The following is a 17,961-nucleotide window of genomic DNA, read 5'->3' on the forward strand; positions in this document are numbered from 1 at the left end:
CGCCCGACGAGGCCGACCTGGTCGACGAGGTGAAGGCGGAGGTCGCCTACTGGGGCGTGATCCCCGTGACCGCGTCGCTGGGGAGACCACCTTCACCACCGCGATGTTCCCGAGCGAGGGGACCTACTTCCTGCCGCTCAAGGACGCCGTCCGGCGAGCCGAGGGCGTCGGGCCCGGCGACGTCGTCGAGGTCCGGCTCAGCGTCGGTCGCTAGGCCAGTCGATGCCCGAGGGCGGTCAGCCGGTCGGTGGAAATCCCGGGAACCCAGGACAGCGGTATTCCCCAGCCACGGGGTGGCTGTCAGATACCGCTGTCTTAGCCGAGGTCGGCGTCATCGGGCGTAGACGCTGATGTGCCGCTCGCTGCGGGCGGTGAAGGGCTCGCCCTGCCAGCCGCCGAAGCGGTCGCGCAGCCGCAGCCCGGCTAGTCGTGCCATCAGGTCGAGCTCGCTGGGGAACGGGATGCGCTGCGCGATCGGGCCCATCGTGATCCCGGCGGCGGAGATGGTGACGTGGTTCTCCGACAGCAGCTGGGTGACGGGGTCGTAGCGGTTGACGTCCAGCACGACCTCGTCTGCGGCGACCCGTTCCGCCTCGACGAACTGGGTGCGCCCGGCGATCGACACGGTGGGGGAGGTCATCTCGACGACGAAGACGCCGTCCTCGGCGAGGTGGCGGCCAGCGTTCTCGAAGCACTGCACCTGACCGTCCTGGGTGAGGATGTTGCCGATCGTGTTGAACACGAGGTAGACGAGGGAGTACGCCGCAGCCGGGGCGTCCGCCGTCGCCATGTCACCTGCGACGACCGCGACGTCGGGTCGTCGTTCGTGCAGGCGCTGGGTCATCGCCGCTGACTGCTCGATGCCGTCGACCTCCACCCCGCGCTCGATGAGCGGGATCGCGATGCGGCCGGTGCCGATCGCCAGCTCGAGGGCGCGGCCGTCACCGGCCAGCGCGGCCAGGAACGAGACCGTCTCGGCCTCGTCGCCACGGAGGTGGTCGTCGTACGCCGCGGCCACGTCGGGGCCGAAGCTGTCCATCGGATCGAAGCCGTCCATGGCCCCACCCTGTGGCTGGGTGGCGATCGGGGCAACCGGGTTTCGAAGGTGGGGGACCGCGGGAGATCGTCAGCCCATGGCCCGTCGCGGTTTGCGACGCCGACGTCGGGGTATCAACAGCCCGACCTTGAAGGAGCTGATCATGGCCAACCGCCCCACCCGACGCGCACTCCGGCGCATCACCGCCCTCGCACTTCTCACGACCCTCGTCGCCGGCACCACGACGCTGGCCCCCTCGTCCCTGGCGACTGCGAGCGGCCACGGCGACGAGCCCGCCTGGCTGGAGACCGACGCCGTCGTGCTGCGTCCGTCCACCCAGGACCTGGCCCGGCGAACGGCCGTCCAGGCGCCGGCCGACGCGCGGCTCACGGACGCGACCCGCAGGGCCGATGCGGGCAACCTCGTCGACGTCGCCTTCGTCTATCCCGCGGCGCTCCTCGCCCAGGCCGACGTCGGCGGCATCGAGGGTCTGCGCACCAGGTTCCAGACGCAGATCGCCGGCGCCAACAAGGCCTTCGCGAACTCCGGCATCCCCCTCCAGCTGCGCTACGTCGGTGACCGCCAGGTCGCCGCGGCGACCTCGACCGACCTGCTCACGATGATCAAGCAGCTCGGGGCACCCGGCGACGGGATCTATGACGAGGCGCAGGCACTCCGCGAGGAGACCCACGCCGACCTCGTCAGCCTGTGGGCGAGCGGCTCGGTTCCCCCGGGCTCGAGCTGTGGCATCGGCGGGCTGAGTGGCATCCAGCCGCAGTACGACCCCGAGTACGCCGCCTGGACGGTGCTCTTCTACACCGACTGTGCCGACAGGTTCCGCGTGTTCGAGCACGAGATCGGCCACAACTTCAGTGGCGACCACGACACCGGGGCGTCGTTCCCGCCGAGCCAGGGCAAGCCCTATGCCCGCGGCTACACCGACCCGGCCCACCAGTTCATCTCGGTGATGGCCTACTACGACACCTGCCGTGCCGCGGGCGTGAGCTGCGTGCGGATTCCCTACTACTCCGGACCCAGCGTGCGCACGCCCGAGGGCTACCCGGTCGGCAGTGCGGCGGCCGACAACGTTCGTGCGATCACCGAGCAGGCGCCGGCGGTGGCCAACTACCGCCAGTCGCAGATCTACGGGGCGGCCCCGTCGATCTCCGGCACCCCCAACCGTGGCAAGTCGCTGACCGTCAGCACCCCCGGGTGGGCTCCCGGCAACGTCACCTTCACCTACCAGTGGTTCGCCGACGGGGCGCCGATCGCCGGCGCGACCGGCCCCCAGCTCACGCTCGGCAAGGCCCAGGTCGGGACGGTGATCACCGTCGCGGCGACCGGTTCGGCGCCGTACTACCAGCCCGTGGCGGTCGGCTCGGCTCCCTCCGCGGTGATCGGGAAGCAGCTCTTCACGAAGACCCACCGCCCGAGGATCAAGGGCAACGCACGTCCCGGTGGGGCGCTGCGCGCGGTCATGCGGGACTGGAAGCCCAGCAAGGCGGTGAAGTACCGCTACAAGTGGTTCCGCAACGGCAAGGCGATCAAGGGCGCCAAGTCCAAGACCTACCGCGTCAGCCGCAAGGACCGAGGGAAGAAGATCTCGGTCCAGGTCACGGGCAAGCGTCGGGGCTACGAGACCACCAAGCGCCAGTCCGGGAAGGTCAAGATCCGGCGATAGGTCGCGGCCTCGGCTTGAAGCGGCGGACCTCCTGCGGCCACCCGCACGCCTCCGCCATCCTGCCGGCCCACATCCGGGCGGCCTCCTCGTCGGCCACGTCGACGACGGTGAGGCCGCCCAGGACTTCCGTGGTCTCCGCGAACGGACCGTCGCTGATCGCCACGGTGCCGCTGGTGGCGTCGGCGCTGCAGACGGTGAAGAGAGGTGAGCCCTCACCCTCCAGCCCGCCGGCGTAGACGTAGACCCCGGCGGCCACCATGTCGTCGACCACGGCCATGGACAGCGGTGCGCGCGAGCGGAACCACTCCTCGGTGTGGTCGCCGACCCACTGCTGGTTGAAGTAGATGAGGTACTCGGTCATGGCTGCTCCTCCTGGCACGGCGGACCCGGCGCCCGCCCTCAGCACCTTGACGGACGAGGAGGGGCCGAATCGACACGGCTAGCCGGGAAACTTCACCCCGGTGTTGGCGTGGCAGCGGTAGCCGAACGGGTTCTTCGCGAGGTATTGCTGGTGCGCGTCCTCGGCGTAGAAGTAGGGCGTCTCGCTCGCCGGGCGGATCTCCGTGGTGATGTCGCCCAGCCGGCGCCTGGCCAGCTCGTCGCCGTACACCTTGGTCAGGTCGCGCGCCGTCTGCTCCTGCTCGGGCGAGGTGAAGTAGATCGCGGAGCGGTACTGCGTGCCGACGTCGTTGCCCTGGCGCATGCCCTGGGTCGGGTCGTGGATCTCGAAGAACTTCTTCACCAGGTCGGCGAACGAGGTGACCGCGGGGTCGAAGACGATCCGCACGGCCTCGGTGTGGCCGGTGCGGCCAGAGCAGACCTCGTCGTACGTCGGGTGGCTGGTGTGGCCGCCGGCGTAGCCGACCGACGTCGACCAGACGCCCGGCTCCTGCCAGAAGATCTCCTCGGCGCCCCAGAAGCAGCCGAGGCCGAAGATCGCGACCTCGTGGCCCTCGGGCGCCTCGTCGGTGACGACGGGCGTCTTGAGGACGACGTGCTCCCCGAGGGTCCAGGGCTGCTCGGCACGGCCGGGCAGTGCCTCGTCGGCGGAGGGGAGGGTGGAGGGCTTGCCGAGTCCGAACATGTCTCCATTGTCCGCACCCGGGCAAGGAGACAACCAAAATTGGGTATATCAGGGCCGCAGCACGGGAGCCTGGCGCCGGTGCAGACCACTTTTGAGCCACGGAGAGGGACCACCCACTGAGAGGACGACCACCATGCAGTCTCGAGGAATGACCAAGCGCGCGCTCGCCGCGGTCGTGGCAGGCGTACTGATCGGCGGCGGCGTCACGGCCGTCAGCCCTGCCGGTGCGGAGGTGGAGCAGTTCGCCGCGACGAACTGGAAGAAGATCTGGAAGAAGAAGCTCCAGCCCCTCGCCGACAAGCGCTACTACACGAAGTCCGCATCGGATGCGAAGTACTCCACGAAGACCGAGACCGGCGCAGCCTTTGCGAACTACTACACCAAGGCGCAGACCGACGCCGCCCTCGGGGGCTTCCTGACGAAGGCTGCTGGCGACGCGGCGTACGCCGCGAAGGGCTCGGGCTACTCCAAGGCCGAGTCGGACGCGAAGTTCCAGCCGGTCGGCAGCTATGCGGCAGCCGGCTCGGCGTACACGAAGACCGAATCGGACGCCAAGTACGCGCCCAAGGTCCAGCTGATCCGCGGCCACTACGTCGCCGACGTCCCCTCCGGGACCTACGTCACGTCACCGATCTCCTTCGGGGTGACCTTCAGTGCCACCCCCACAACGCACTACATCCCGGTAGGTGGTGTGCCGCCGGCGGGATGTTCCGGAACAGCAACGCTGCCCAACGCTGCTCCTGGCCACCTCTGCGTGTTCGCGACCGGGGCCCCCAACGTGTCCTCGGTGACGTTCAACAGTCCCAATGCCTACGGGGCCAACCTGCTCGGCCAGCTCACGAACACCGGTGCCGCGGCCTTCATCCAGGGAAACTGGGCGGCACGTCCCGCCGCTGTCGCGTCGCCGACCCTCGCGGGTCTCAAGGACGCCACCGGTCAGACCGCCGTGGAATCCGGACGCTGAGACACCCACGCCCGGGCCGCCACGGCTCGGGCGTGGGTAGGGTCACGGTGTGACCCAGGAACACACGAACAAGTCCGGCTTCGAGACGCGTGCGATCCACGCCGGCTACGAACCCGATGCCATGACCGGTGCGGTGATCCCGCCGATCTACGCCACCAGCACCTACAAGCAGGACGGTGTGGGCGGGATGCGGGGCGGCTACGAGTACAGCCGCTCGGCCAACCCGACCCGGACTGCTCTCGAGGGCGCGCTCGCCTCCGTCGAGGAGGGCGAGCGCGGCTTCGCGTTCGCGAGCGGCCTGGCGGCCGAGGACACCATCATCCGGGCGCTCACCGCGCCGGGCGACCACGCGGTCATCCCGGACGACGCCTACGGCGGCACCTTCCGGCTCTTCGACAAGGTGGCGCGCGTCTGGGGCCTCGACCACAGCCCCGCCGCGGTCTCGGACGTCGACGCGATGCGGGCCGCGATCGTCCCCGGCCGGACGAAGATCGTGTGGGTCGAGACGCCCACCAACCCGATGCTCAACATCGGGGACATCGAGGAGCTGGCGGCGGTCGCCCATGAAGCGGGAGCGCTGCTCGTCGTGGATAACACGTTCGCGTCTCCCTACCTGCAGCAGCCACTCACCCTCGGCGCTGACGTCGTCGTCCACTCGACGACGAAGTACGTCGGCGGGCACAGCGACGTCGTCGGCGGCGCGGTCGTCGTCCGCGACCTCGAGGTCGCCGACAAGATCGCGTTCCACCAGAACTCCATGGGGGCCGTGCCCGGTCCCTTCGACTGCTTCCTCACGCACCGCGGGCTCAAGACGCTCGGGGTGCGGATGGATCGCCACTGCGACAACGCCGAGAAGGTCGTCGAGTTCCTCGGCTCCCACGCGAAGGTCGCCGAGGTCATCTATCCCGGGCTCGAGAGCCACCCCGGCCACGCGGTCGCGGCGAAGCAGATGAAGCGCTTCGGCGGCATCATCAGCTTCCGCGTCACCGGCGGCGAGCAGCAGGCGCTCGACGTCTGCGCGAAGGCGGAGGTCTTCACGCTCGGGGAGTCGCTCGGTGGCGTCGAGTCCCTGATCGAGCACCCCGGCCGGATGACCCATGCGAGCGTCGCCGGCACCGACCTCGAGGTCCCCTCCGACCTGATCCGGCTCAGTGTCGGGATCGAGACGGTCGAGGACCTGCTCGCCGATCTCGACCGCGCGCTGGCATGACCGAACCCGACATCCGCTTCTCGCTCGCCAACGAACGGACCTTCTTGGCCTGGGTGCGTACGGCGATCGGGCTGGTCGCCGCCGGTGTCGCGATCTTCCACCTGGTCGACCCGTCGGCCGCGACGACTGTCCTGTCGCTGCTGCTGCTCGCCTCCGGCGCGCTGGCCGGCTGCGTCGGCTATGCCCATTTCCGCGCTGCCGACCGGGCGATCCGGGCGGGGGAGATGCTGCCGACGAACGGTGTCGTCTTCGTGCTGCTCACGGCCGCGGTCGTGCTCGGCGCGGCGGCCGCCGTCGTCACCGTGCTGGTGTGAGGCCGTGACCGCAGTCGTCTGCGTCGACTTCGGGTCGACCTTCACCAAGGCGTCGCTGGTCGACCTCGGGACCGGCGCGATGGTGGCGTCCGCCAGCCACGCGACCACGATCGGCACCGACGTGCTCGACGGCTTCGACGCCTGCCTGGCCGCGCTGAGCGAGCAGGATGCCCGCGCCCGCGACGCCGAGGTGCTGGCCTGCTCCAGCGCCGGTGGCGGGCTGCGGATCGCGGTCGTCGGCAACGAGGAGCTCGTCACCGCCGAGGCCGGGCGCCGCGTCGCCCTGTCCAGCGGCGGGAAGGTCGTGGCCGTGCTCTCGGGCGGCCTCGATGCGCAGCGCTACGCCGACCTGCGCGAGGCCGAGCCCGACGTCGTGCTGCTCGTGGGTGGCACCGACGGCGGCAACAGCAGCCAGCTCGTCGCCGATGCCGACTTCCTCGCGGAGGCTCGCTGGGCCGGCCCCGTGGTCGTCGCGGGTGACGTCGAGGCACAGTCGCGCGTCGCCGCGGCCTTCGAGGAGTCGCGGACGCCGTACGTCCTGGCGGACAACGTGGTGCCGAGGATCGGCGTGCTCGCGGCCGAGCCGGCACGCGCCGCGATCCGCGAGATGTTCCTGGCCCACGTGATCGGTGGCAAGCACCTCAGCACGCGCACCGACTTCGCGGCGATGGTCCGTGGGGCGACCCCGGACGTGGTCCTCACCGGCGTCGAGCTGCTGGCGCGCGGGCTCGACGAGGCACGTCCCGGCGCCGGCGACGTGGTCGTCGTCGACGTCGGTGGGGCGACCACCGACGTCCACAGCGTGGTCGAGGTCGACCCGGAGGAGAGCGGACTCGCGCGCGAGGTCGTCGCGACCACTGCCGTGACCCGCACCGTCGAGGGCGACCTCGGGATGCGGTGGTCGGCGGTGAGCACGGTGTCGGAGGCTGGGCTCGATCTCGCCGCCGCGGCGGAGCGGCGACGGGTCGACCCCGACTACCTGCCCGACTCGGCCGACGAGGTCGCGATCGACGAGGCGATCGCCCGTGCCGCGATCGAGCTCGCCCTCAAGCGGCACGCCGGCCGGAGCAAGGTCGTCCTGAGCCCTGAGGGCCGGGTCGTCGAGCGCACCGGCAAGGACCTGCGCGAGGTCGACCTGCTCGTCGGCTCCGGAGGGGTGCTGCGCAACGGCGTGGACGGTGTCGTGGGCCGCGTGCTGTTGCCCGCCACCGGCGAGCACGACGGCGGGTGGCAGCTGCCCCGTGCGCCGCGGGTGGTCGTCGACCACGACTACGTGCTGGCCGCCGCCGGGCTGCTGGCCGCGGCACATCCCGAGGCGGCCCACCGGCTCGTGCAGGGGTTGTCGTCGGTGCCGATGAGTAGCCTGCAGTCGTGACGAAGGACACCGGGGTGAGCGACCAGGAGCTCGGCGACGTCGAGACGTCGGCGGAGACCGATCCCGACTCCCGGCGGCGGGAGCGGCTGGCCTCGCAGCTGGCCCAGCAGTGGGCGGCGCTGCGCGCCGAGCGCCGGCCGGAACCGATCACGATCACCACCGGGGCCAGCAACTTCAGCCGCGCGCAGGTGCCGTGGGGCATCGACCTCGCGGCGGCCTGGTCATGGAGGCTGATCATCATCGCGGCGGCCGTCTTCGGCCTCGCCTGGGTGCTGGCCTTCTTCGCCGTCATCACCATGCCGCTGGCGATCTCGCTGCTCATCGCGGCGCTGGTCGGCCCGGCGGTCGCCTTGCTGCAGCGGATCGGGGTGCCGCGGGGGCTCGCCGCGGGCATCGTGATGATCGTCGGCATCACCACCGTCGGGCTGCTCCTCACCTATGTCGGCCAGCAGGTCGCCGCCGGTGCGCAGGACCTCGCCGACTCGGTCGTCGAGGGCCTCGGCCAGGTGAAGGACTGGCTGCGCGACGGACCGCTCAACCTCAGCGACAGCCAGCTCAACGGGTGGATCGAGTCGGCCCAGCGCACCATCACCGAGAACTCCCGTGAGGGCAGCGCCGTCACCCGGCTCACTGAGCTCGGCACCGCCGTCGGACACGTCTTCGCCGGCTTCTTCATCGTGTTGTTCTCCACCTACTTCTTCCTCGCCGACGGCTCGCGCATCTGGGCGTGGCTGGTCCGGCTCGCCCCCCGCGCGGCGCGCGAGCACGTCGACGGCTCGGGCCGCGTCGCGTGGATCTCGCTGACCCAGTTCGTCCGGGCCACGGTGCTGGTCGCGCTCGCCGACGCGATCGGCGTGACGATCGTGGCAGCGCTGCTGGGTGTGCCGTTCGTGCTGGCGATCGGTGTGCTGGTCTTCCTCGGTGCGTTCATCCCGATGGTCGGAGCGACCGTCGCGGGCAGCGTCGCGATCCTGGTCGCGCTCGTCGACCAGGGCCCGCTCACCGCGCTGCTCATGCTCGGCGGCGTGATCCTCGTGCAGCAGATCGAGGGACACATCCTGCAGCCCTTCCTGATGGGTCGCTTCGTGTCCGTGCACCCGCTCGGCGTGATCGTGGCCATCGGGTGCGGTGTGCTGGTCGCGGGCATCGCCGGCGCGCTCATCGCCGTACCCCTCGTCGCCGCAGGCAACGCAGTGGTCAACCACCTCGCCCGCGAGAGCGAGCCCGAGGACTACGAGTCACCAGTCGTCACCGACGAGGAGGAGCGAGACGTGGAGCAGGAGGTGGCGAGTGAGTGACCCTCGCCTGAGTGGTGTGACCCTGGCCGACATCGAGGCCGCGCGCGAGGTGCTGCAGGGCGTCGCCGTGCGCACGCCCATGGAGGAGTCGCGCTGGCTCTCCGCGCTGGCTGACGGACCCGTGAGCCTGAAGTGCGAGAACCTCCAGCGCACCGGTTCCTTCAAGATCCGCGGCGCCTTCGTCCGCATCTCGCGACTCTCCGAGCAGGAGCGTGCTGCCGGCGTCGTGGCCGCCAGTGCCGGCAACCACGCCCAGGGTGTCGCGCTCGCCGCCACCACGCTCGGCATCCGCTCCACCGTCTTCATGCCCGAGGGGGCGCCGATCCCGAAGGAGAAGGCGACGCGGGCGTACGGCGCCGACGTCCGCTTCCACGGCCGCTACCTCGAGGACGCGCTGGTCGAGGCGCGGCGGTTCGCCGCCGAGACCGGGGCGGTGCTGATCCACCCGTTCGACCACGCCGACGTCGTCGCCGGGCAGGGCACCGCCGGGCTGGAGATCCTCGAGCAGAAGCCCGACGTCAAGACGGTCATCGTGCCGACCGGTGGTGGCGGCCTGCTCGCCGGCGTCGCCATCGCGATCAAGGCCGCCCGTCCCGACGTCCGGGTGATCGGCGTGCAGGCCGAGGGGGCTGCCGCCTTCCCCGACTCGCTGCGCCACGGCGCACCCGTCGCGCTGTCGTCGATGGCGACGATGGCTGACGGCATCGCGGTCGGGTGTCCGGGTGAGATCACCTTCGCCGCCGTGCGCGACCACTGCGACGAGGTGCGCACCGTCTCCGAGGAGTCACTGTCGCGGGCGCTGCTCGCCCTCGTCGAGCGCGCCAAGATGGTCGTCGAGCCGGCCGGTGCCGCCGCCGTGGCGGCCATCCTCGACACGCCGCACCACTTCGAGAGCCCGACGGTGGCGATCCTCTCGGGCGGCAACATCGACCCGCTGCTGCTCGGCAAGGTGATCCGCCACGGACTCGCGTCCGCCGGGCGCTACCTCTACCTCCGGGTCGTGATCCCCGACCTGCCCGGCGGGTTGGCCGGGCTGCTCGCCCGCGTCGGCGAGGCCGGCGCCAACGTGCTCGAGGTCGCCCACGAGCGGATCTCGCCGACGCTCAACCTCAACGAGGTCGAGGTGCGGATCCAGCTCGAGACCCGCGGCGAGGTGCACGCGGGGGTCGTGATGGCCAAGCTCCGCGAGGCGGGCTACAAGGTCTACGAATGAGTCGACCCGGCACACGGGGTGCCGGGTCAACGTGTGGAACGAAGGTCAGCTGCGGTAGGGCTCCGCGTCGACGATGTCGACCTGGATGTCCTTGCCGTTGGGCGCGGTGTAGGTGACGGTCTCGCCCTTGTTGTGGCCGTTGATCGCGGCACCCATGGCGGACTGGGGGGAGTAGACGTCGAGGGTGTCGCCCTCGGCGAGGTTCTCGCGGGCCCCGAGCAGGAACTTCTCGGTGTCGTCGTCGCCGGTGAAGCGGATGGTCACGACCATGCCGGGCTCCACGACGCCGTCGTTGGCCGGCGTCTCGCCGACCTCGGCGCGGCGCAGCATGTCCTCCAGCTGGCGGATGCGAGCCTCCTGCTTGCCCTGCTCGTCCTTGGCAGCGTGGTAGCCGCTGTTCTCCTTCAGGTCGCCTTCATCGCGAGCGGCAGAGATCTTCTCGATGATCTCGGTGCGGCGAGGCCCCTTGAGCTCCGCGAGCTCGGAGGTGAGCTTGTCGAAGGCATCCTGCGTGAGCCAGATGGTGCCGGCGTCCTGAGTCATGTCGGTGTACTCCTACTAGGTGGATACGCACAATCGCATCCACTCGTGGTGGTGTTTGTCCTGCTTGGCGAGCCCTGCGGCTGGCGCTCTCGGCCGCGCAATGGGCTGGCGCTGCCGGGCGGGCAGGACACCAACGTAGCAACTCAGGCGAGCAGATGCAGGTCGACGACACCAAATAGGCTGGTCAGCGGCGTGGACGGGGGCGCTCAGACGCTCAGCGCGGACGTTCCTGGTCGGGAGTGGTGCAGCCGATCAGGTCGACGCTGGTGGCGAGTCGCTCGGTGCGGATGACGACGTCGTTGCGGCCCTGCTGGGGCGTGAACGAGATCTCGCCGACGGTGGTGTGGTCCTCGGCGAAGGCCCGCACCCGGCAGGTGGCGTCGGCGCCGTCCTCGAGCTGGACGTCGATGTGCGCGATCGCGGAGCTGGCGCTGCGCACGTCGTAGCTGACCAGCTCCGACTCGGCTGCGGGGGTGCCGTGCGACCACGCCACCCATGCCACCCAGGCGAGGAAGACCAGTGCCAGCACGGCCGTCGCGGCGACCAGTGCTTGCCGGCGCCACGGTGCGGGTGCGCCGTACCTCTGGGAAAGGTCGCTGGGGGCAGGCGCGGGCTCGGTCACGCGTGCAGCCTAGAGAACTCGGCCAACGGTGCAGAACCTAGACTCTCGTCCATGCCGCAGCCTTCCGCCCAGCGCGCCGGATATCGCCTCATGCACGTGCACGCCCACCCCGACGACGAGTCGAGCAAGGGCGCGGCCTCGACGGCGATGTATGTCGCCCAGGGCGTCGACGTGCACGTCGTGACCTGCACGGGCGGCGAGCGCGGTTCGATCCTCAATCCGAAGATGGACCGGCCCGGGATCCTCGAGAACATCCACGAGATCCGCCGCCAGGAGATGGAGCGCGCCCGCGACATCCTCGGCGTGAGCCAGGACTGGCTCGGCTTCATCGACTCGGGCTGGCCCGAGGGCGACCCCAAGCCGCCGCTGCCCGAGGGCTGCTTCGGTCTCGTCGACGTCGAGGAGGGTGCTGCGCCGCTGGTGAAGCTGATCCGCGAGCTGCGTCCGCACGTGCTGACGACCTACGACGAGAACGGCGGCTACCCGCACCCCGACCACATCATGTGCCACAAGATCTCGGTCGAGGCGTTCCACGCGGCCGGCGACCCGGAGCGCTATCCCGAGGCGGGGGAGCCGTGGCAGCCGCTCAAGCTCTACTACCAGCACGGCCACAGCCGGCCCAAGGCCGTCGCGCTGCACGAGGCGATGCTGGCCCACGACCTCGAGTCGCCGTGGGCAGAGCGCCTGGCTGACTGGCCCGAGCGCCCCGACTGGGACGCCCGGGTGACGACCAAGGTGCCGTGCTCGGACTACTTCGGGGTGCGCGACCAGGCGCTGCTCGCGCACGCGACGCAGATCGACCCCGACGGCTGGTTCTTCTCGATCCCGCGCGAGATCCAGGCCGAGACGTGGCCGACCGAGGACTTCGAGCTCGTCGTGAGCCACGTCGCTTCCGAGCTGCCGGAGGACGACCTGTTCGCCGGCATCACCCCTGACGCCTGAGCCGACACGCGCCTGAGAGACTGGGCCCATGTTCACGCACAGCCTGGCCGTCGCGGTCACCATCGCCACCACCGAGGGCCCCGCGCCCGAAGACGTCAAGGCCGGCTGGGTCGCGCTGATCATCTTCTTGCTGCTGGCCCTCGCGGTCGCGTTCCTCGGCTGGAGCCTGACCAAGCAGCTGCGCAAGGCGCAGGCGGCCAAGGACGCCGGGGCGTACGGCGACAAGCCGGCCGGTTCCGGCGACGAGCCCGCCGACGGCGACTCGACCACCTCTGGCTGAGGCCTACTGGGCGGCCCTCCGGTGCAGCGCGGTCCCACGGCGCTCGTCCGGGACGGTGAGCATCACGATCGAGCCGATCACGCACATGGCCACGATGTACCAGAAGAAGAGCGTCGTGTGCCCAGCATCGGTCAGGGCGGTGAGGATGAACGGCGCCGTACCCCCGAAGAGCGCAATCGCGATGTTGTACCAGGACCCGATCCCGACGCCGCGCAGGTTGACCGGCAGGAGGTCGGACAGGACGGCCGGGGTCACCGAGGTCGCTGAGGCGAAGAGCCCCAGGCTGACGACGAACACCAGGATGAGGCTGGCGAGGTCGTCGGTGACGAGTCGCGACAGGGGGACGGTGATCACCGCGAAGACCACGGCGCAGCCGAGGATCTGGTTGCGCCGGCCGATGCGGTCGGCCAGCAGGCCGAAGGGATACTGCGCCGCGACGAAGACGACCAGCCCGATGCTGAGGGCCAAGAAGGTGTCGGACTCGGACGCGCCGATGGTCCCACCCTCGGCGAGCGGCCGGCTGGCGTAGGCCTTCAGCGCATTGGTCAAGGTGTAGTAGACGAGCGTCAGCATGGCGATGAAGCCAAGGATCTGGGCGACCGCGCGAGGGTGGTCGCGCAGAGTGGTCAGCAGCGGGCTCTTGACCGGCTCGGTGCCCTCGACCTTGTCGGTGAACTCGGTCGACTCGTCCATGGTCCGTCGCAGCCACACGACGACGACACCGAGGACGGCGCCGACCACGAAGGGCACGCGCCAGCCCCACTCGTGCATGAATGCCTGGCTGAAGGTGCTGCTCATCCAGTAGCCGAGCAGGGACGCGAGGAGGATGGCTGCTCCCGTGGACATGTAGCAGAAGGACGAGTAGCGGCCACGCCGGTCCTCCGGCGCGATCTCGTAGAGATAGGCCGACCTCGCCGCCGGTCGAGATGCCCTGGGCGATCCGAGCCAGCAGCAGCACGATCGGCGCGAACCAGCCGATGGTCTCGAACGTCGGCGTGAGCGCGATGACCAACGAGCCGCCGCACATCAGGCCGATGGTGACCAGCAGGGCGGGCTTGCGGCCGTGCACGTCCGCGAACCGACCGATCAGCCAGCCGCCGAGCGGACGGAAGAAGAACGCGAGGGCGAACGTCGCGGCTGTGTTGAGGTAGGCCAGGGTCGGGTTGTCGCTCGGGAAGAACTGGGTGGCGAAGTAGGTCGAGAAGAGCGCGAAGATCGTCCAGTCGAACCACTCGACGGCATTGCCGGCGCTGGCGGCGACCAGGTTGCGGACGGGCAGCCGGTGAGGGACGGTCGCGGGTGGGTCGATGACGCTCATGGTGGCCTCCTGGGGCTCAGTTGGTGGCGGGGTTGTGGGCGGGGTGGCTGCTGGTGAGGTCAGCCCGGGAGCGGAGCGCCGCGAGGCGGCGCGTTGCGAGCTCGGCATAGAGAGCGACCCCGTCGGGCAGCACCGAGCTGTCGTAGGTGGCCTTCGGCGAGTGGTTGAAGGGCACGGTCTGTGGGTCGGCTCCGCCGGCCACGGCCGAGAGCCCGATGAAGTTGCCGGGCACTTCGGCGAGCACGCGCGAGAAGTCCTCGGAGCCGGCGACCGGCGAGTCCATGGCGACGTGGCGCTCATCGCCGAAGAGGTCGATGACCGTGTCCGTGACGAAGGCCGTCTCGGCGACGTCGTTCGAGGTGATCGGGTACTGGTCGACGTACTGCACGTCGACCTCCAGCCCGTGCGCCGCGGCGATGCCCTTCAGGAGGCGGGGAGCCTCGAGCATCATCGTGTTGCGGGCGGCCTCCGAGAAGGTGCGCACCGTGGCCTGGAAGGTTGCGGTGTCCGGGATGACGTTGGCCTTGGTGCCGGCCTGGAGCAGGCCGACGGTCACCACGACGGGGTCGAAGATGCTGAACCGTCGCGTGACCATGGTCTGCAGGGCCGTGACCATCTCGGCCACGGCGGGAACAGGGTCGCGACTGCGGTCGGGGGTGGAGCCGTGACCCCCCGACCCGACGACAGTCACGTGCAGCTCGTCCGAGGCGGAGAGGTAGGTCCCGGGGCGGGTGAGGACGTGGCCACCGGGAGCGAGCCCGGCGAAGACATGGAGGGCGTAGGCCGCGTCCGCTCGGCGCCCGGCCGCGTCGAGGATCCCCTCGCGGATCATCACGCCGGCGCCGTCCCACCCCTCCTCTCCGGGCTGGAACATGAAGACGACATCGCCGGCCAACCGGTCGCGCTGGGCGCTGAGCAGGTGGGCGGAGCCAACGAGCATGCTGGTGTGCAGGTCGTGACCACAGGCGTGCATGGCCCCGTCGACCTGCGAGGAGAAGGGAAGGCCCGTCGCTTCCTGGACGGGGAGGCCGTCCATGTCGCCGCGCAGCAGGACGACGGGTGCGGGGCCGCTGTCCCCGGTCCCGGCGGGCGCCGTGCCTCGCAGAACGGCGGTGACCGACGTGGTGTCCGTCCCGGTGCTGATCTCGAGGGGGAGGCCGTCCAGGGCCGCGATGACCTTCTCCTGCGTGCGCGGTAGGTGCAGGCCGATCTCGGGCTCCCGGTGCAGCGCCTCGCGCAGCTCAGTGAGGTCCGCGGCCATGGTTCGCGCGTCGTCCAGAGTGCTCATGGGTCATCTCCTGCCTGGGAGGGCTGTGGCGTAGGAGACGAGTGTGCGATCGTCGTCACACTGTCCGCCCAACAATGTTGATTTCGATCACCAAAAGGTGAAATGGAGGAGGAAACGTGCACACTCCCGGCTTCCAGGAGGCGGATCTTGCACTTCTGCATTCTCTGCAGATTGCTCCTCGGGTCACCTGGACCGACCTTTCTCGCGTCCTGGACGCCACACCGACGGCGCTGGCCGCCCGGTGGCACCGCCTCCGCTCGAGCGGGCTGGCCTGGGTCACGTCCTATCCCGAGGCGCGCGGGGACGACCTGGTCACGTCGCTCGTCGAGGTCGATGTCGCGCCCGGTCATCGAGCCGAGGTCGTCCGCCTGTTGTGTCGCGACCCCCGGACCATTTCCGTCGAGGAGTCGGCACGTGGACGCGACCTGCTGCTCACCGTGCTCACCCCGGACCTCCCCTCCCTGACCCGCTTCGTCCTCGACGACATGGCCGGCATCGCGGGCATCGAGCGGCAGCGCACCCACCTGGCCACAGCCGTCCACAGCGACGGCACGAACTGGCGGCTGGATGCGCTCGACCGGGACCAGCAGGCGGTATGTGAGCAGCTGGCTGCCGCTGCCGGACCACAGCCGGGTGTGACCCCGCCCCGTGACGCCGAGGCGCTGATCGACGCCCTGGCCCGCGATGGCCGCGCGTCGGCCGCGGACCTGGCCCGACAGATCGGGCGGCCTGAGGCCACGGTGCGTCGCCAGCTCTCGCGGCTGGTCGGCTCGGGGGCGTTGCGCTTCCGCTGCGAAGTAGCTCAGCTGGCGTCCCGGTGGCCGATCAGCTGCACGTGGGTGGCGCGGGTGCCCGCTGCCGAGCGGGAGCGCACGGTCACCGCCCTCGGCACCCTGCCGGAGCTGCGCCTGTGCATCTCGACGACCGGGGACACCAACCTCATGTTCACGGTCTGGGTGCGTTCCTTGCAGCACCTCATGCGGCTCGAGCAGCTGCTCGGCGAGCGGCTGCCGTGGTTGGGGATCGTCGACAACGCGATCACGCTCCGCACGTCGAAACGGATCGGGTGGTTGCTCGACGACAACGGGTTGGCGACCGGGGAAGTCGTTCCTTCGAGCGCGCTGGCGTCCGTCGTGCGCTAGGCGCGGACGAGCCGGACCAGGCAGTCCCACGCAGTCTTGGTGACCTCGCTGCCGTGACCGTCGTCGGCGGTCACGACCCGTTCCACCCGCTCGGCCCGGACGACCTCGAGCTCGATCCCATCGAGGTCGGCGAGCACATCCTGTGCCGTCATCAGCACGGACGGGTCCTGCGGGCCGCCGGTGCCCTCGGTCAGGTTGCTGGAGTCGTGGGCGACCCAGACCAGCGTGCCGCCCGGTCGCAATGACGTGACGACATTGCGCACCGCCGTACGCCGCAGCGCGGCCGGCACCTGGAAGTAGGCCACCACTGCGAGGTCCAGTCCGTCGCTCGTCCACTCTGTCGCGTCGGCGCACACCCATGTGACTGACAGGTCGCCGGCCAACGTCCGGCCCTTGTCGACCGCGACCTGCGAGAAGTCGACTGCGGTCACGTCCCAGCCGAGGGAGGCCAGCCAGATCGCGTTGCGGCCCTCGCCGCACGCCAGGTCGACGGCTCGCCCGGGCGCCAGGTCCGCGCACTCGGCGGCCACGACGGCGTTGGGTCCGCGCGACCAGACGAGGTCGCTGGCGGCGTACCGCTCGTCCCATGCGTGTGAGTCCATGGGACGACCGTATGTCAGGCGTTGATGTCGCTGGGGTGCTTGGCGAGCGGCGTCACCGTGATGTCCATGTAGGGGAACAGGGGGAGCCCGGAGAGCAGCTCGTGCAGCGCGTCGTTGGACTCCACGTCGAAGATCGAGACGTTGGCGTACTCGCCCACGATCCGCCACAGGTGTGGCCAGCGTCCGGACTCCTGGACCTCCTGGGCGTAGGCCTTCTCGCGGGCGACGAGGTCTGCCTTGACCTCGGGGTCCATGTCGAGCGGGATGCGGACGTCCATCCGTGCGTGGAACAGCATGTGGTCAGCCCTTCTCGGGGTCGAGGACGAAGCCGTAGTCGACGCTCGCGCTGCCGTCGGACTCCTGCTTGGGGTCGAGGATCAGCTCAGGCTTGACGGCCGAGGCGATGTCGTCGTCGTTGTGGGCGTCACCGGGGAAGTACAACTGGGCGGTGAGCAGCTCGTGGCCGGGCGCGGAGACCTTGACGTGCAGGTGCGCCGGGCGCCAGGCGTGCCAGCCGGCGGCGGCGATGAGCTTGCCGCAGGAGCCGTCGGTGGGGATCTGGTAGGGCGCGGGCTGCACGGTGTGGATCGCGAAGGCACCGTCCTCACCGGTGGTGAAGGTGCCGCGCAGGTTCCACTCCGGGATGCCGGGGGCGAACTGTGAGTAGAGGCCGTCGGAGTCGGCGTGCCACAGCTCGACCTTGGCGCCTGCCAGCGCGGTGCCGTCGGTGGAGGTGACCGCGCCGGTCCAGGTCAGCGGCGTTCCGCCCTCGCCCTCGCGCATGGAGATGGTGCCGTCGGCACCCTGCTCGGGCGCGTTGGGGACGTAGTAGGGCCCCTCAATCGCGCCCTTGTTGCCCTCGCGGTGCTCGGTGTTGACCTCTTCGACGACGTGCTCGAGCCAGACGTCGAGGAACAGCGGCCACTCGCCGTCCTCGCCGACGCCGATCATCCACGCCTTGAGGGCGTTGAACTCGTCGTAGGTCATCTTGTGCTTGCGGACGGTGGCATAGATGGCGTCGAGGACCTCGCGGGCCATGGCGTCGACGC

The 17,961-nt window shown here is 70.2% G+C and carries 19 protein-coding genes and 2 pseudogenes; 11 read left to right on the forward strand and 10 right to left on the reverse strand.

The window, feature by feature from the left end; genetic code table 11:
• Positions 1 to 103 precede the first annotated feature (103 nt).
• The gene (locus C9J87_RS20505; RefSeq protein ID WP_232211522.1) at positions 104 to 214 is read left to right on the forward strand and encodes a DUF1905 domain-containing protein; all 111 of its coding nucleotides are present in this window, start codon (positions 104 to 106) and stop codon (positions 212 to 214) included.
• 117 nt (positions 215 to 331) lie between these two features.
• On the opposite strand, the gene C9J87_RS02555 is transcribed toward C9J87_RS20505, so the two are convergent.
• The gene (locus C9J87_RS02555) at positions 332 to 1,057 is read right to left on the reverse strand and encodes a class I SAM-dependent DNA methyltransferase (RefSeq protein WP_107704643.1); all 726 of its coding nucleotides are present in this window, start codon (positions 1,055 to 1,057) and stop codon (positions 332 to 334) included.
• A 142-nt stretch (positions 1,058 to 1,199) separates the two neighbouring features.
• Between C9J87_RS02555 and C9J87_RS02560 the strand changes: the two genes are divergently transcribed.
• Positions 1,200 to 2,717 carry a reprolysin-like metallopeptidase gene (locus tag C9J87_RS02560; protein WP_157953100.1) on the forward strand — a complete coding sequence of 506 codons (1,518 nt, stop codon included), beginning with the start codon at positions 1,200 to 1,202 and terminating at the stop codon, positions 2,715 to 2,717.
• On the opposite strand, the gene C9J87_RS02565 is transcribed toward C9J87_RS02560, so the two are convergent.
• Positions 2,701 to 3,078, reverse strand: coding sequence for a YciI family protein (locus tag C9J87_RS02565; protein WP_107704645.1), 378 nt, complete (start codon positions 3,076 to 3,078; stop codon positions 2,701 to 2,703). The two genes, C9J87_RS02560 and C9J87_RS02565, sit on opposite strands and share 17 nt — an antisense overlap.
• A 78-nt stretch (positions 3,079 to 3,156) precedes the next feature.
• Entirely contained in the window at positions 3,157 to 3,801 is a 645-nt protein-coding gene (gene msrA, locus C9J87_RS02570) for a peptide-methionine (S)-S-oxide reductase MsrA (RefSeq protein ID WP_107704646.1), read from the reverse strand.
• A gap of 148 nt (positions 3,802 to 3,949) precedes the next feature.
• Here msrA and C9J87_RS02575 point away from each other — a divergent pair, with 148 nt between their 5' ends.
• Genes C9J87_RS02575 through ilvA form a run of 6 tightly spaced genes read left to right on the forward strand, consistent with a single transcriptional unit; the run spans position 3,950 to position 10,175 of the window.
• On the forward strand, positions 3,950 to 4,765 hold the full coding sequence (locus C9J87_RS02575; RefSeq protein ID WP_107704647.1) for a hypothetical protein: 816 nt from the start codon (positions 3,950 to 3,952) through the stop codon (positions 4,763 to 4,765).
• A gap of 49 nt (positions 4,766 to 4,814) precedes the next feature.
• Positions 4,815 to 5,975: a cystathionine gamma-synthase gene (locus tag C9J87_RS02580; protein ID WP_107704648.1), complete on the forward strand. Its 1,161-nt coding sequence runs from the start codon at positions 4,815 to 4,817 to the stop codon at positions 5,973 to 5,975.
• Positions 5,972 to 6,289 carry a YidH family protein gene (locus C9J87_RS02585; RefSeq protein ID WP_107704649.1) on the forward strand — a complete coding sequence of 106 codons (318 nt, stop codon included), beginning with the start codon at positions 5,972 to 5,974 and terminating at the stop codon, positions 6,287 to 6,289. The genes C9J87_RS02580 and C9J87_RS02585 overlap by 4 nt, the downstream gene beginning before the upstream one ends.
• A 4-nt stretch (positions 6,290 to 6,293) precedes the next feature.
• Positions 6,294 to 7,664, forward strand: a complete 1,371-nt coding sequence (locus C9J87_RS02590; RefSeq protein ID WP_107704650.1) for a glutamate mutase L — start codon at positions 6,294 to 6,296, stop codon at positions 7,662 to 7,664.
• Complete coding sequence (locus tag C9J87_RS02595) at positions 7,661 to 8,962, forward strand: AI-2E family transporter (protein ID WP_107704651.1); 1,302 nt, start codon at positions 7,661 to 7,663, stop codon at positions 8,960 to 8,962. The genes C9J87_RS02590 and C9J87_RS02595 overlap by 4 nt, the downstream gene beginning before the upstream one ends.
• Positions 8,955 to 10,175: a threonine ammonia-lyase gene (ilvA, locus tag C9J87_RS02600; RefSeq protein ID WP_232211564.1), complete on the forward strand. Its 1,221-nt coding sequence runs from the start codon at positions 8,955 to 8,957 to the stop codon at positions 10,173 to 10,175. The genes C9J87_RS02595 and ilvA overlap by 8 nt, the downstream gene beginning before the upstream one ends.
• Positions 10,176 to 10,220: 45 nt before the next feature.
• Here ilvA and greA read toward each other — a convergent pair whose 3' ends face one another.
• Positions 10,221 to 10,718 (reverse strand): transcription elongation factor GreA, encoded by a 498-nt coding sequence (gene greA, locus C9J87_RS02605; RefSeq protein ID WP_010831617.1) that lies wholly within the window; start codon positions 10,716 to 10,718, stop codon positions 10,221 to 10,223.
• Positions 10,719 to 10,932: 214 nt separating this feature from the next.
• Complete coding sequence (locus C9J87_RS02610; RefSeq protein WP_107704652.1) at positions 10,933 to 11,340, reverse strand: DUF4307 domain-containing protein; 408 nt, start codon at positions 11,338 to 11,340, stop codon at positions 10,933 to 10,935.
• Between the two features lie 51 nt (positions 11,341 to 11,391).
• On the opposite strand from C9J87_RS02610, the gene mca reads away from it, so the two are divergent.
• Together mca and C9J87_RS02620 are read left to right on the forward strand one after the other, a co-directional pair.
• On the forward strand, positions 11,392 to 12,282 hold the full coding sequence (mca, locus tag C9J87_RS02615; protein ID WP_107704653.1) for a mycothiol conjugate amidase Mca: 891 nt from the start codon (positions 11,392 to 11,394) through the stop codon (positions 12,280 to 12,282).
• 28 nt (positions 12,283 to 12,310) lie between these two features.
• The gene (locus C9J87_RS02620) at positions 12,311 to 12,562 is read left to right on the forward strand and encodes a hypothetical protein (RefSeq protein WP_107704654.1); all 252 of its coding nucleotides are present in this window, start codon (positions 12,311 to 12,313) and stop codon (positions 12,560 to 12,562) included.
• A 3-nt stretch (positions 12,563 to 12,565) separates the two neighbouring features.
• Here C9J87_RS02620 and C9J87_RS20510 read toward each other — a convergent pair.
• Positions 12,566 to 13,988, reverse strand: a pseudogene (locus C9J87_RS20510) (MFS transporter).
• Positions 13,897 to 15,168 carry a M20 metallopeptidase family protein gene (locus tag C9J87_RS02630; RefSeq protein WP_107704655.1) on the reverse strand — a complete coding sequence of 424 codons (1,272 nt, stop codon included), beginning with the start codon at positions 15,166 to 15,168 and terminating at the stop codon, positions 13,897 to 13,899. Before C9J87_RS02630 ends, C9J87_RS20510 begins: the two are co-directional and overlap by 92 nt.
• A gap of 116 nt (positions 15,169 to 15,284) precedes the next feature.
• Between C9J87_RS02630 and C9J87_RS02635 the strand changes: the two genes are divergently transcribed.
• Positions 15,285 to 16,310, forward strand: a complete 1,026-nt coding sequence (locus C9J87_RS02635) for an Lrp/AsnC family transcriptional regulator (protein WP_107704656.1) — start codon at positions 15,285 to 15,287, stop codon at positions 16,308 to 16,310.
• Here the strand turns inward: C9J87_RS02635 and C9J87_RS02640 are convergent.
• The 3 genes and pseudogenes from C9J87_RS02640 to catA form a co-directional block, all read right to left on the reverse strand.
• The gene (locus tag C9J87_RS02640) at positions 16,307 to 16,912 is read right to left on the reverse strand and encodes a class I SAM-dependent methyltransferase (protein ID WP_107704657.1); all 606 of its coding nucleotides are present in this window, start codon (positions 16,910 to 16,912) and stop codon (positions 16,307 to 16,309) included. The two genes, C9J87_RS02635 and C9J87_RS02640, sit on opposite strands and share 4 nt — an antisense overlap.
• Positions 16,913 to 16,926: 14 nt before the next feature.
• Positions 16,927 to 17,208, reverse strand: coding sequence for a muconolactone Delta-isomerase (gene catC / locus C9J87_RS02645; RefSeq protein WP_010831609.1), 282 nt, complete (start codon positions 17,206 to 17,208; stop codon positions 16,927 to 16,929).
• 4 nt (positions 17,209 to 17,212) lie between these two features.
• Positions 17,213 to 17,953: pseudogene (catA, locus tag C9J87_RS02650) on the reverse strand (catechol 1,2-dioxygenase); the annotation flags it as partial.
• Positions 17,954 to 17,961: the final 8 nt, after the last annotated feature.

The sequence above is a fragment of the Nocardioides allogilvus genome (genome assembly GCF_003047285.1).
In the GTDB taxonomy this organism is placed as follows: Bacteria; Actinomycetota; Actinomycetes; order Propionibacteriales; family Nocardioidaceae; genus Nocardioides; species Nocardioides allogilvus.